This window comes from Chitinophaga sp. 01L420, from assembly GCF_056399985.1.
In genome coordinates, this window is record NZ_JBFTSK010000013.1 from 93,961 (window position 1) to 106,334 (window position 12,374).

14 protein-coding genes are annotated in these 12,374 nt (G+C 44.2%); 5 read left to right on the plus strand and 9 right to left on the minus strand.

The genetic code is table 11. The annotated features are described in order from the left end of the window. Positions 1-71: 71 nt before the first annotated feature. From AC1DP6_RS14570 to AC1DP6_RS14580, 3 genes are all read right to left on the minus strand, one after another. Entirely contained in the window at positions 72-923 is an 852-nt protein-coding gene (locus AC1DP6_RS14570; protein ID WP_477055459.1) for a hypothetical protein, read from the minus strand. Positions 924-1,232: 309 nt separating this feature from the next. After that, positions 1,233-1,850, minus strand: coding sequence for a hypothetical protein (locus AC1DP6_RS14575; RefSeq protein WP_477055460.1), 618 nt, complete (start codon positions 1,848-1,850; stop codon positions 1,233-1,235). A 246-nt stretch (positions 1,851-2,096) separates the two neighbouring features. Then, positions 2,097-3,161 (minus strand): SDR family oxidoreductase, encoded by a 1,065-nt coding sequence (locus tag AC1DP6_RS14580; RefSeq protein WP_477055461.1) that lies wholly within the window; start codon positions 3,159-3,161, stop codon positions 2,097-2,099. A gap of 103 nt (positions 3,162-3,264) precedes the next feature. Between AC1DP6_RS14580 and AC1DP6_RS14585 the strand changes: the two genes are divergently transcribed. Next, positions 3,265-4,101 (plus strand): helix-turn-helix domain-containing protein, encoded by an 837-nt coding sequence (locus tag AC1DP6_RS14585; RefSeq protein WP_477055462.1) that lies wholly within the window; start codon positions 3,265-3,267, stop codon positions 4,099-4,101. Positions 4,102-4,119: 18 nt separating this feature from the next. On the opposite strand, the gene AC1DP6_RS14590 is transcribed toward AC1DP6_RS14585, so the two are convergent. Together AC1DP6_RS14590 and AC1DP6_RS14595 are read right to left on the minus strand one after the other, a co-directional pair. Beyond that, positions 4,120-4,767, minus strand: coding sequence for an NAD(P)-dependent oxidoreductase (locus AC1DP6_RS14590; RefSeq protein WP_477055463.1), 648 nt, complete (start codon positions 4,765-4,767; stop codon positions 4,120-4,122). A gap of 9 nt (positions 4,768-4,776) precedes the next feature. Next, positions 4,777-5,265: a hypothetical protein gene (locus AC1DP6_RS14595; protein ID WP_477055464.1), complete on the minus strand. Its 489-nt coding sequence runs from the start codon at positions 5,263-5,265 to the stop codon at positions 4,777-4,779. A gap of 111 nt (positions 5,266-5,376) precedes the next feature. Here AC1DP6_RS14595 and AC1DP6_RS14600 point away from each other — a divergent pair, with 111 nt between their 5' ends. Together AC1DP6_RS14600 and AC1DP6_RS14605 are read left to right on the plus strand one after the other, a co-directional pair. Further along, on the plus strand, positions 5,377-6,012 hold the full coding sequence (locus AC1DP6_RS14600) for a MarR family winged helix-turn-helix transcriptional regulator (RefSeq protein ID WP_477055465.1): 636 nt from the start codon (positions 5,377-5,379) through the stop codon (positions 6,010-6,012). A 158-nt stretch (positions 6,013-6,170) separates the two neighbouring features. Continuing rightward, on the plus strand, positions 6,171-7,646 hold the full coding sequence (locus AC1DP6_RS14605; RefSeq protein ID WP_477055466.1) for an RICIN domain-containing protein: 1,476 nt from the start codon (positions 6,171-6,173) through the stop codon (positions 7,644-7,646). Between the two features lie 78 nt (positions 7,647-7,724). Here AC1DP6_RS14605 and AC1DP6_RS14610 read toward each other — a convergent pair whose 3' ends face one another. After that, positions 7,725-8,849 carry a fatty acid desaturase family protein gene (locus AC1DP6_RS14610; protein WP_477055467.1) on the minus strand — a complete coding sequence of 375 codons (1,125 nt, stop codon included), beginning with the start codon at positions 8,847-8,849 and terminating at the stop codon, positions 7,725-7,727. A gap of 189 nt (positions 8,850-9,038) precedes the next feature. Between AC1DP6_RS14610 and AC1DP6_RS14615 the strand changes: the two genes are divergently transcribed. Next, the gene (locus AC1DP6_RS14615) at positions 9,039-9,827 is read left to right on the plus strand and encodes a TerC family protein (RefSeq protein ID WP_477055468.1); all 789 of its coding nucleotides are present in this window, start codon (positions 9,039-9,041) and stop codon (positions 9,825-9,827) included. A gap of 182 nt (positions 9,828-10,009) precedes the next feature. Further along, on the plus strand, positions 10,010-10,402 hold the full coding sequence (locus AC1DP6_RS14620; protein ID WP_441572503.1) for an acyl-CoA thioesterase: 393 nt from the start codon (positions 10,010-10,012) through the stop codon (positions 10,400-10,402). A gap of 2 nt (positions 10,403-10,404) precedes the next feature. On the opposite strand, the gene AC1DP6_RS14625 is transcribed toward AC1DP6_RS14620, so the two are convergent. The 3 genes from AC1DP6_RS14625 to AC1DP6_RS14635 are packed head-to-tail and all read right to left on the minus strand — an operon-like array spanning position 10,405 to position 12,308. Continuing rightward, positions 10,405-10,800, minus strand: a complete 396-nt coding sequence (locus AC1DP6_RS14625) for a DUF1634 domain-containing protein (RefSeq protein WP_477055469.1) — start codon at positions 10,798-10,800, stop codon at positions 10,405-10,407. 10 nt (positions 10,801-10,810) lie between these two features. Continuing rightward, a complete protein-coding gene (locus tag AC1DP6_RS14630; protein WP_477055470.1) occupies positions 10,811-11,644 on the minus strand; it encodes a sulfite exporter TauE/SafE family protein in 834 nt (277 codons plus the stop codon). Positions 11,645-11,654: 10 nt separating this feature from the next. After that, positions 11,655-12,308 carry a FadR/GntR family transcriptional regulator gene (locus AC1DP6_RS14635; protein ID WP_477055471.1) on the minus strand — a complete coding sequence of 218 codons (654 nt, stop codon included), beginning with the start codon at positions 12,306-12,308 and terminating at the stop codon, positions 11,655-11,657. Positions 12,309-12,374 lie beyond the last annotated feature (66 nt).

The window sequence follows — 12,374 nt, forward strand, 5'->3', positions numbered from 1 at the left end:
ATCTCCTCACAGTGGAAAGGAAATTTATGATGATAACTAATGGGTTCTCTTTCTCACGAAATCACTGCATGTTAATTTTTAGCTATTACAGGGGTAGCACCTATTGGTCCATATATAGGGGCTGTTTGCACGTAGTTAGGGAGCCTTGCATACATTGATCTTGAGTCCACCCACATCTTATCGCCGGAAGGTGTGAGTACGCCGAAGTAAGGCACCAGTTTCCTGTTTTCTTCATTATAGCCAGACATATACACCATAGCACCCTGTTGCACATATAGTACCTGTAGTATTCCTGGTGTAGGTATCTGAGGAGTCGCTGTTTCAGGTGCATAATTTCCGTTTCTGAAATAAACCGTCACATTATTATTACCACTTTTCCGGAACTCAATAGTATTCAGATCAGGATATGAATCCTTGAACATCCCATGCCAGGCAGTACCCGTTAAAGAAGGTGCGGCAGCAGGGAATGACTCCAGTGTAATAGAAATAGGGACATTAGGCTTATTAGCATCCGCAGTGGTGCTGGTGAGTTTTTGTCTGTTTGTGATCAGCATCGTCTGGTGGTCATTAATTTCAGGAAAGTTAACAGTTACGCGAGTGCTGCGGTCTGCGCTGGTACTATCTATGCCCGTGATAACGCCGTTGATGCTATCTTTTTCAATGAATGTGTTGTTGACATTAAACACAAAGAATGAATACAGGATAACAGTGGTATCTGAATTGAATTTAAGACAACAGGGCGGATCGTATTCGCGACCAGGACTTACAATATGATAGGAGCCCACCCACTGCGTGTTTGTCAGGAACGAATGAGCGTTGTTAACTGGCGGCTTCGGTGTGGTGTTATCTTTTTTACAGCCGGTGACTACCAGTATCACTAGTATGATAATAGACGTAAGGTTGAATAATAGTTTCGTTTTCATATCTTTTTAGCATTTAAGAGTGATCTGATTGCACTTTATTTTAGCTTTATTATTGCAGCCGGTCTACATTTTAGCATATAGTTTATCCGCCCGGTTACCGCCACAATGGCTATTATAATGGCAGTGTAAGTAAGCAGCATAAAGCTGGCATAGGAGTAGCTGCCTGTTATGGACAGCTGGCAGATGATTAATATTTGGAGTGGTTCATCTGCCAATTGTTTAAGAGATTTTTTATCAAAGTTTTATAGTAAAAGCATATCAGAAAAGCTTCAGTTAGCCGTTTACAGGATTGAGTGAGCAGGCGGAGAATTATAGCCGCTCCATTCCTGTTTCGAGCAGCTTTTCACCTGCTGCCAGAAAAATTTGTTGCAGATTTTTATTATCAGTAGCTGCCGCGACCTGTTGAAACTCCAGAGCCACTACAGCCAGTTCAATTGCCGACCATTCAGGATGAGGATCCGGATCAGGAGGATAGGGTCCTTTCGGTTTTTTAATTTTCGGCGGATTTGGGCAGAGGTCATCCACAAACCTATTAAGATAATGCGTTACGAAGTCATCAGACTGTTGACTGTCGTTGGGCTGAACGGCTGCGGCCACGTCATGTATGAGAAGAACGCGGTCAATTACTGCACTGGCAAGTGAATGAACAAAGACAATACCTGGTGGAAGTGGTTGTGGATTGAGTGCAACATGTGAAAACGGTCCGCCGCCGAAAATGTCCCATACCTCAGGACGGCGTCTGGCAATCATCCGCCAGGGTTGGACACCTGGTCCGAATGCCACCATAGACTCCAGCGCCTGACGGATGATAGGGCCCCAGGGGCCGGGTGGCTGGGGATCATCAGGATTAGGGTAGGCATCTCCATAAATCAGTTGGCTGGCTAATGAAACCAGCTTTTGCGGGGTGAATGTTGTGATGTTTTTCATAGCATAATTTTTTTTGTAGGTATGCTATTAGTCGTGGTTTAATTATGCAGGGGAAACAACTATTTAATTATTTTTTTTGGATGCCCTGGATGAGCTATCATAATAGGGCGTAAGCAGAAATGAAATGGTGGATAAGCAGGTGCATGCCAGGATTATTAAGAAGCCGTTACGAGTGAATGCCCCGGGAAAGTGTTCAACTTTTTAGCGGCATTACATCAGTAACGGCATTTTCTTCTGTTAAAATTATTACGGAATGACTTTCATCTTTCTGAAATTGTCAAAAATCTCCATGAACATCGTTTCGGTATCTACAAACTCGTGGAACCCTGCTCTTCGTGCTTTGGAGCCATCGGCAAAAAAGTCGTAGTCCCAGGAGAACACAAAGTCCCCGAATTTCCAGGAAGAAACTTCTGCGTAGCTGTATTTCAGGCCATACTTTTCCATCATCGTATTCCACAGCGGTTCTTTATCTGCCATGACTACATCGAGTTGCATCGGTAACGGATCTGCTGCTTCCAGGCCAAAGTAGCGGGCAATACGCGGCCAGAGGTCGGACCAGCGGAACAGGTCACCATTGTTGATATTAAATGCCTGGTTAGTGCCGGCAGGACTTTCTGCTGCCCAGGTGGTGGCTTTGGCGAGGAGATTCGCGTCTGTCATTTCCATCAGCTTATGATAAGCACCTGGTTTGCCCGGGAAACGGAGTGGGAGACCCAGTTCTTTGGAAATGGCAGCGTATACAGCAATGACCATGGCCAGGTTCATAGGGTTACCCAGTGCAAATCCACCTACTACAGAAGGACGTATAGCTGACCAGGTCCAGGATTTCCCCTGCTGCATATCTTCCAGGAAATGCTGCTGCGACATGTTGAATTCCGGTGGCATAAAGCTGCCGGCATCAGTTTCACGGGCGGGCGTTTTAAACGGACCGAGATGGGCGCCATATACTTTGTATCCCTGCATCAGGCTGATGTGCTGTAATTGAGAGGCTACGGGTTCCACTACTTCCACTACGTTCCGGAGCATGGTCATATTAGGTGCTACCAGTGCCGCCCAGCTGTCGCGGTCCTGGTAAGCGGCATAAAATATATGCGTTACCGTAGTCAGGTGTCCCAGTTTCTCCAGGGTATCTTCCCGGCTCATTAAGTCCACTGCAATGTGTTTTACCTGCGCCGTATCTTCCCCACCTCTTCTGGATAAACCAATAATATCCCATGACTGCTGTGTTAGCAGGTAGTCAGATAAATTACGTCCTATTACTCCTTGTGCGCCTACTATCAGTGCTACTTTCCGATTATTATGCTGTTCCATATTACTGTTGTATTTTTAGTATCGATTTTGATAACACAAAGATCGCTACCGGGCAGATCACCACACTTGTACATCACGGGGGATAATTGGTATATTTCAACGAATGAAGAGATACATACAACTTGAGTACCTGAAAGTATCGCACTTTACAGCTACGGAATGGCAACATCCGGTGCATAACCACAATCACTTTGAACTGATTTTTGTGCATCAGGGCAGCGGTACGCATTGTATATCGGGAATGAATTATCCTTATACCGGTCCTTGCCTCTTTTTGCTGGCACCTTGTGATGCCCATCACTTTGAGATCACTACGCCCACCACTTTTACCTTTATTAAGTTCACCAACGTATATCTCCACGGCAGCGGACACCTGCGGTTTCAGCAAAGCTGGAATCAGGAACTGGATAAGTTGCTGCTGCAGGCCCGTGAGCAAAGAATGTTTGGTGCTGATACCAGCAGGATGGAACAGCTGGTGAAGCTGATCACCACAGAATGGCAGGCAGTGCAGGATGAAAATAACGAAACCATTTTCTTCCTGTTACAGGCATTGTTTACCATGATTAAAAAAGCTGGTGACAACGAGTTGCCGCAAAAAGGAGCTGCTAACGGCGCCCGCGTAACGGCTATTCTTCATCATATTCATGAACATATACATCAAACAGATGAAGTGCAGGTAGAACAGCTGGCTGAAATTTTCGGTTACTCGAAACATTACCTGGGTGCTTTTTTTAAGGAACAAACCGGGAGTACACTGCGGGAATATGTGAACCAGTACAAATTACACCTGTTGGAAAACAGGTTGCACTATAGTGCTTTTTCGTTGAAGGAAATCAGTCATGAACTGGGATTCAACGACCAGAGTCATCTGAATAAATTTTTCCGGAAATATCATGGAGTAAGTCCCTCTGCCTATCGTGAGCAGGTGCAGGCGTCCTAGCATAGACACCGGTGTTTTTTAGTAAGCGATTTCAATAATACTCCTGCTTGTTTCCGGATTGTCTATGATGTCAGTGATGTAGGCAGCCAGATCTGCTCTGGAGATGCTGAAAGGTCTTTTGAGGTGTGTATTTATTGCCACTTTATAATGGTTGGTAGGAGCACTGTCTTTTAGCCAGGGCGGGCGCACAATAGTCCAGTTAACCTGGGTGTTACGCAGCAGTTTTTCCATTATCAGCAAGTCTTTATACGAGTGCCTGAAAATTTTCCGGACGATATATTTTATCAGCCATCTTTGCCAAACCGCCATCACAGAATTTATTTCAACGGGTAAAGCGGAGATGCATATTAATCGCTTGCGTTCTGGTTTATCCATGGCATGCAGGATATGTTTCATGCCATCAGAAAATAAAGTAGTTGGCATCCGGGAACGACTGCCAACTGCAGAAATAATGATGTCATGTTGCTGCACCAGGTTGGCAAATGTTTCCGGTTGCGTGATATCCCCTTTTCTAACCAGGAGGTTGGGATGTTGAAAGTTTACTTTTGCCGGGTCACGTGCGATGGCTGTAACATGATATCCTTTGCGGATCAGGTTTTCAGCGATGAGACTTCCGGTACCTCCGGTAATCCCGAAAAGAAGAATATGCTTTTGAGTAGTTTCCATACAATGATTTTAATTAGGAATCTTGTCAGGTCTTACAACACTCACCAAGATGATTAAAAAGAAAAGTATCAGCTGGATAAGGTAAAACCATTGCAGTGCTTCTCTGACCCCAATGGTTTGTGGAATAAAGCTGTTGGCATTTTCGTTAATGATGGCTCTGAATTTATGGCCCAGCTTACTGCCTACAAACATGCCATTCGTTATTAATAGCATTACTAATATCATCTTTATCCTGAACCATAACTGATCCCACCAGGTACCATTTACGAGTGTGAGCATCGTAATGCCTGTTAGCAGCATGATGATGGCGCCTGCCCGAACAAAGGCCCCATACCTGGCCATCAGGGGGAGTAAACCTAAAGACTTGTTATCTCCTTGATCAACCAGTTTCCAGAATATTTTAAAAGTGAGGTAATCTATAGTGGTGGTGCCAGCCATTATTACCAATCCAATGATATGGAAGGCTAATAAAATTTTTAGGGCGAAGTCCATTTTCATCGGGATATTATTTATTTCAATTTGGTAGTATTTATGTAAAAGTAAAACCTTTTAGTATAAATAAACAACTATTTGGTATTTATTTTATTTATTTGCTACTTAAATGAATTAATGATGAATCAAACTGTTGAATTGGTCAGGCTTTGGGGGGAATATGAGCAAAGCCATCCCGGCGCCACCATTGAGGGGTTTTGCCGGAGTACATTAGCAGGATCTATCAGAAAGGAGAAAACCGTGGAACCCGAATGGCAATTGCGACCGGATTTGAATGGTGCGTTAATTAAATTGATCAGCCGCATTGGGAAATTCCAGATGATATACACGAATAAAGCGCTGGAAGGAACCGGATTAGATCAGATCGAGGAGTTTGGAATTATGGTGGCCATCTTTAACGGGAAAGAACCTATTAAGTCGGAGGTGATTTTCAGTAATATGCTGGAACTATCCAGCGGCACTAATATATTAGTAAGGCTGAAAACCAAAAACCTGATCAGTGAATATGATGACCAGGATGATAAAAGGGTAAAGCGACTGCAGATTACAAAGAAAGGAGAAAAAGTATTGAAGGCAGCAAAAGAACAAATTCTCAAAGTGGTGGGAATGCTGGCCCAGGATTTAACGGAAGATGATAAACAATTATGTTTGCAATTGTTGACCCCTATAGACAGCCGTTTTTCTGCTATCATACAAAAACAAAAAGGAAAGCCATTTGATGAAATATATAAGGAGAATACGCTCCCGCGTTGATCACTGTCTCCTGCTTTCAAACGAATACTAATTTACCCCCTGTTTTAAACGATTTTCTCCCCCGGCCTCTTTGGGGAACAGCCCTATATTGCCAACGTTATTTCCACGACTAAGCTGATATTATTAACCCTCATCTTTCACGTTTAAAGTGCTTAATTATGAAACGATTACTATTCTATCTCCCGTTGACCCTCCTTTTTTTCGGCTGTTCAAAAAATATGAAGGAAAATATCCCCAACAGCCTGACAAAGGAGAAAATTGTTACCACTGCCTCGCTGCTGGAGGCAGCCTCCTCCGACTTCAAAGGTGTTAACTGGGCAGATCCGGCAGACAACTTCAAAGATGACTTTGTAGTGCCCAGCGGACTGGTATCTTCCGACAATTACGCCACCACCAAAACCAAAGCAGCTAATATTATTAATGCTTTTAAGCAACGCGGTGCCAACACCATACGTATGCCGATTAATCCACCTTCCGTACTGCAAGCCTGGTGGGGCAGTTATACCGCTGCTATTGACACTGCAGCCAATAGTGGCATGAAAGTAATCCTGTGTTATTGGGAAGGAAGCAGTTCCCGCGATGGTGTAGTCGATAACACTACCCAGTTCTGGAATATGTGGCAAACAGTGGTGAATAAATATATCAATAACAGCAATGTTTATTTTGAAGTTTTTAATGAGCCGCATGGCTATAGTTTATCTAACCTGAACAATTTGTATGCGGACTGGCTCACACATTACCCCAATGTACCTAAAAACAGGATACTGCTGGATGGCGCAGGATATGCGACGGATGTTAATGGCGTAGGTGCTGACAGCAGGCTGAATACCTGCCTGTTATCTTATCACAACTATAGCTGGTTCGACAATAGTAAAACAACCACCGCTGATTGGGAAACGGCGATATCTGGTGTTAGTTATCCCGACAGAACAGTGGTTACAGAATTCGGCATTCCCATGACTAATGGGAAGGACTATCTGGGGGCACCCGGGCAGGACCGTGAAATTGCTTATTTCCAGGGGATGACCAACGGTATACATGCCCGTGGTATGGGTTGCGTATACTGGCCAGGATTAAGAGATGGCGATGGCTACAGCTTATTAACATTAAGTGGTACTACAGTTACTACGAATAATGCATCGGGTCTATCCCGGTTGCAGTATGCCTGGGGTACTAACACGATTACGCAGCCCGCCGGAGTATTTGACGGCAATGCATGGTATAAGGTTGTTTGCCGGCAGAGTAATAAAGGACTTGATGTTAACGGTTCTTCGACTACCAACGGCGGAAGTATTGTGCAATGGGATTATTGGGGTGGTACCAATCAGCAATGGAAATTAACCAGTTTGGGTAATGGGTTGTTTGCCATCACGAACCGTAACAGTAATAAATCGCTGGATGTGAATGGTAGTTCTACAACCGGTGGCGGAGGGATTGTTCAGTGGGATTATTGGGGCGGTACCAATCAACAATGGAAAGTGGTGGATATGGGCTTTGGATATTACCAGGTGACCAATGTCAACAGTGGGCTGGCACTGGATGTGAACGGTGCCTCCAACACCAATGGTGCGGACATTATTCAGTGGTATTGGAGTGGTAATGCCAATCAGCAATGGCAGATTGTAAAGTTATAAATACAAAAATATCATCGGGTTTTTCGCGGAAGAACATTAAGAAGGAGGCTGTCTACAGACAGTCTCCTTCTTAATTAATTAATGTTTGCGGCCACCGGCAACACCCAGTTGTTTCAACATGCGGCCGTGTTCCCACAAGGCATGTATAAAAGTAGGTTGTACCTGGTATGGTAAATTAAATGCTGCTGCCTTTGCCTTTATAATAGGGGCGAGTTTCCGGTAATGCACATGACAAATGCCGGAAAACAGGTGGTGTTCGATCTGGTAATTTAATCCGCCTATGCACCAGGATAATATGCGACTGCGCGGGGCATAGTTGGTCGTATTCACGACTTCATGGATGGCCCAACTGTTTTCCATTCTTTTCACATCATCCACTACTACCGGTGCAGCAAATTCAGACGAAGTCATGACATGTGCCGGCTGGAAAATGCAGGCGAGTAATAATCCTGCAGTAAAGTGCATGAGGAAAAATCCCGTCAGTACCCAATACCAGGGCATACCGGAAAATAATAACGGTAATACGAGAATATATCCATAGTAGAATACCTTGAACACGGAAATTCTGAACATGGCCTGTTTTAACGAAACTTTTTGTTTTATGAGCAGGCCATGATTTTTATAACGTAGTACCTGTAAATAATCTTTGGCGGTCATCCAGAATAAGGTCATCAGCATATAGAAGAACCAGGCGTAGATAAACTGATACCTGTGATACCAATGGCGTGGCTGGTTGGGAGAGAAACGCAGAAATTTAATACTATCAATATCTTCATCTAATCCAGTTACGTTGGTATAGGTATGGTGCAGCACGTTGTGCTGTATTTTCCAGGTAGCGGCATATCCGCCGATTACTTCCAATATATGGCCTATGAAATTATTGACACTTTTTTTCGGAGAAAAGGCGCCATGATTAGCATCGTGCATGATGGTGGCGCCTATGCCAGTCATGCCCAGCCCGGTGAGCAACCACAATCCCAGGTACAGCCAGATATTACCGGCGCCGGCACCTACTACCATTAAAGTATAGGGTACAAAATACAGGGAAAGCATCACGATAGTTTTAATCCACATCTCTCTATTGGCATAAATAGAAATTTTATTGTCGGTGAAATATTCCTGTACCGCAGCCATAGCAGCTTCTATAAAGCTGTTATTACCGCGCGAAGCAAAGCGCACTATATGCCATTCATCTTTTTTCATTTTCATCTTTTAATAAGGAAACAGAAGTATGTAATTGTAAACAAGCAGGAGGAAGAAATGCTATTCATTGTGTAATGGGTGTAAGGTACGGTAATTTGTTTTAGCAGGTATTTAGCAGATTTTATCACTAGTGAAAAAGAAAGTATATTACGGTTTGCACATGCAACAACCTATATATAACTGTCAATTATGGAACACTTGCTTAACGCAGATGCGCTGATCAGTCTTTTGACACTAACCGTACTGGAAATAGTACTTGGTATTGATAACATTGTATTTATTTCTATCCTGGCAGGGAAGCTGCCGGCAGACAAGCAAAAGAAAGCACGGCGCCTGGGATTGGGGCTGGCTATGTTTGTACGTGTTTTATTACTGTTGTCTATCAGCTGGATCATGTCGCTGACAAAACCGCTTTTTAATGTGGGTGACTGGATAGGTATACAACATCCGGATTGGCTGGAAAAGATGGCCATTTCCGGCAGGGATCTTATTTTGCTGATAGGTGGATTGTTCCTGATCTACAAAAGTACCGCTGAGATACATGAAAAACTGGAAGGTGGAGAGCATGGAGAAGCAAAAGGAAAAGCCATGAGATTTGGTCAGGTAATTGTGCAGATATTATTACTGGATATTGTGTTTTCGCTGGATTCTGTCATCACCGCTGTGGGTATGGCAGATCATGTGGAGATCATGATTGCTGCTGTGGTGATAGCAGTAGGTGTAATGATGCTGGCTTCAGAATCCATCAGTCATTTCGTTAACAGACATCCTACAGTGAAAATGCTGGCGTTGTCTTTCCTGCTGCTGATTGGCGTTTCCCTGATTGCAGAAAGTTTTGATCAGCATATTCCCAAAGGATATATTTATTTCGCGATGGCATTCTCCGTATTTATAGAAGTGCTGAACCTGAAAATGAGATCACGTTCGGAAAAGCCAGTGAAGCTACATTCGCCCGAATTACCGGAAAAAGATAAATAAGTATTCATCTGCCGAAAAAATAAAATTATAACAGGAAAGGTTATACGATTTTATTGGGGTGTACTGCTTTCCCGGATAATTAACTTCCCTGGCAGAATAATTTCCAGGTTAGCCGGAAAAGTGGTACACCGTATGTAAGAATGGAATAGCTTTGCCTTTTTACCAGGAACAAAACTATCGTCATGAACTTTTACACACGGAAATGGGTAAAGCCGGAGGATCTGAATGCACATGGAACTTTATTTGGCGGCAGCCTGCTGCGCTGGATCGATGAAGAAGCTGCTATTTATTCCATTATTCAGCTAGGCACCAACCGCTGCGTGACAAAGTACATGTCTGAAATTAACTTTATCAACTCTGCAAAGCAAGGCGATATCGTGGAACTGGGCATCAAGGCCACCCACTTCGGCCGCACCTCACTTACCCTCACCTGCCAGGTGAGAAACAAGATTACACAGAAAACAATTCTCACAGTGGACAGAATGGTGTTTGTCAGTGTAGATGAACATGGAAAACCTGTACCACATGGCAGAACTGCTATCACGTATACGGATGAACGATTGAGAGAAGAATAAACTTATACTTTCAGTCCGCCGAACATACTGAACAGAATGATGCTGAGCACGATCATGGTAATCACCACATAGAGCTTATCTTTTTCTATAGCAAAAGCAATCAGGGAGAAAAAGATGCGGAGAATGGGAGTAGCCAGTAATACGAGTACGCCCAGTTGTATTATTTCGGTGGCGTTGCCGGTAGCTACACCATGGAAGATGCCCCGGAAAGAGGTGTAATCCGCGCCTTCTCCCTTAAACACACTATACTCCGGAATGCTGGCAGCACCTTGCTGTACCAGGTATAAGATGCCTCCCAGCAGCGCAATACAGCTGGCTGTGATGACGCCTATCCTCAGTACCTGGCCAATGAATAATTCAATATCGCGATCTACTAATAATTTCTTCAAAGGTTTCATACTGCTGCTGTTAAAACTGGTGATGTAATCCGTTATAGATCATTTCTATGGCTACAAACGTAATGGCCACTCCAAAAATGATCCGCAACGTAGTAGGGTTGATCAGGGTAAGTATTCTCGCGCCTGTGAAGGCACCGCCCAATACGCCCAGTATCACCGGGAAAGCAATGCCCGGATCTATATATCCCCTCTGCAGGTATACCACTGCACTGGCGGCCGCAGTAACACCTATCATGAAGTTGCTGGTAGTGGTACTTACTTTAAAAGGAATGCGCATGGTGCTGTCCATCGCCAGCACTTTCAAAGCACCGGAGCCAATGCCCAGCAGGCCGGAGAGTACGCCGGCGACCAACATAATAGAAAATCCACCGCCTACATTTTTCAGTTTGTAATTGACTTCGCCGTTAGGTGTGGGATAGCTGCTGTTGAGCTTCAGCAGGTATGATAATTTGCTGCCGGTTTGTTCTGCATGTACATTTTTTTTGCGGATGGTCATGGCCGCAGAAAATATAAGTACTACGCCCAGTAAAATGGCAATGGCATTAACGGGCATAAACACGGCGATGAGTGCACCTACCACCGCACCTGCGGTAGTGGCTATTTCCAGGAACATGCCGAGCCTGATGTTAGTGATGCCTTCTTTTATGTAAGCTGTAGCGGCACCTGAGGAGTTGGCGATAGAAGCCAGCAGTGCGGTACCTATGGCATAACGGATGTCTACATGAAATATAAGCGTGAGCAGGGGAATGAGAATTACGCCGCCGCCTAATCCGGTGATGGAGCCTAAAAGTCCTGCCATGTAAGCGCTTCCCAACAGGATCACGCTAAATATCAGAATATTCATCTTTCAAAATTTAATAATTGTTGTCCAGGATATCTTCCATTACCTGCCGGGATAATTTGGCGTTGCCGCTTTTGATGGCTTTATATAAAGCTTCATGCAAATGGTGACTGATTGCAAAATGGCTGATGCTTTGGGTGTCGCGTTTAGTAAAGAAATCGCGGATCACAACGGTGAAGCTGCGGAACAGGTCTGCCAGTACGTTGTTGCCAGAAGCTTTGGCGATGGCAGTATGAAAGGCAATGTCTGCATCCATGCATTGCTGGTATTGTTGTTCCAGTATGGCTTTTTTGCGTTGTTCCAGCAGGAGTTTCAGCTGATGGATATCTTCTTTGGTATGATTTTCTGCTGCGAGTTTTACGATTTCATAATCCAGCATACGTCTTACCTGGTTAATTTCTTCGAAGTCTGCCCGCCTCAGGCGCTGGTCCAGCGATTCCGCTTTAATGGTTTCATTCACAAAGGTGCCGGCGCCCTGTTGTACCCGCAGTACCCCGCTCATGGCCAGGGTTTTAATCGCTTCCCGGATGGTGGAGCGGCCTACTGCGTATTGTACCATCAGCTCCGGTTCCGCCGGTATTTTCTGTCCTGGCTTGTATTTTCCCTGAGAAATATCTTTCTGTATGGCGTTGATGACGCGGTCTGATAATTTGGATGTTTGATCCATGAATTCACATTTACTGTACAAAGGTATGATGTTTGGTTAAACATCAGATGTTTTATTTTTAAAAGA

Excerpts from the sequence above, each read along its gene's own strand:
- AC1DP6_RS14625 (WP_477055469.1), bottom strand. The coding sequence starts at position 10,800 with ATGAAACCTTTGAAGAAATTATTAGTAGATCGCGATATTGAATTATTC.
- AC1DP6_RS14595 (WP_477055464.1), bottom strand. The coding sequence starts at position 5,265 with ATGAAAATGGACTTCGCCCTAAAAATTTTATTAGCCTTCCATATCATT.
- AC1DP6_RS14605 (WP_477055466.1), top strand. The coding sequence starts at position 6,171 with ATGAAACGATTACTATTCTATCTCCCGTTGACCCTCCTTTTTTTCGGC.
- AC1DP6_RS14580 (WP_477055461.1), bottom strand. The coding sequence starts at position 3,161 with ATGGAACAGCATAATAATCGGAAAGTAGCACTGATAGTAGGCGCACAA.
- AC1DP6_RS14585 (WP_477055462.1), top strand. The coding sequence starts at position 3,265 with ATGAAGAGATACATACAACTTGAGTACCTGAAAGTATCGCACTTTACA.
- AC1DP6_RS14620 (WP_441572503.1), top strand. The coding sequence starts at position 10,010 with ATGAACTTTTACACACGGAAATGGGTAAAGCCGGAGGATCTGAATGCA.
- AC1DP6_RS14630 (WP_477055470.1), bottom strand. The coding sequence starts at position 11,644 with ATGAATATTCTGATATTTAGCGTGATCCTGTTGGGAAGCGCTTACATG.
- AC1DP6_RS14590 (WP_477055463.1), bottom strand. The coding sequence starts at position 4,767 with ATGGAAACTACTCAAAAGCATATTCTTCTTTTCGGGATTACCGGAGGT.
- AC1DP6_RS14600 (WP_477055465.1), top strand. The coding sequence starts at position 5,377 with ATGATGAATCAAACTGTTGAATTGGTCAGGCTTTGGGGGGAATATGAG.
- AC1DP6_RS14610 (WP_477055467.1), bottom strand. The coding sequence starts at position 8,849 with ATGAAAAAAGATGAATGGCATATAGTGCGCTTTGCTTCGCGCGGTAAT.
- AC1DP6_RS14575 (WP_477055460.1), bottom strand. The coding sequence starts at position 1,850 with ATGAAAAACATCACAACATTCACCCCGCAAAAGCTGGTTTCATTAGCC.
- AC1DP6_RS14635 (WP_477055471.1), bottom strand. The coding sequence starts at position 12,308 with ATGGATCAAACATCCAAATTATCAGACCGCGTCATCAACGCCATACAG.
- AC1DP6_RS14615 (WP_477055468.1), top strand. The coding sequence starts at position 9,039 with ATGGAACACTTGCTTAACGCAGATGCGCTGATCAGTCTTTTGACACTA.
- AC1DP6_RS14570 (WP_477055459.1), bottom strand. The coding sequence starts at position 923 with ATGAAAACGAAACTATTATTCAACCTTACGTCTATTATCATACTAGTG.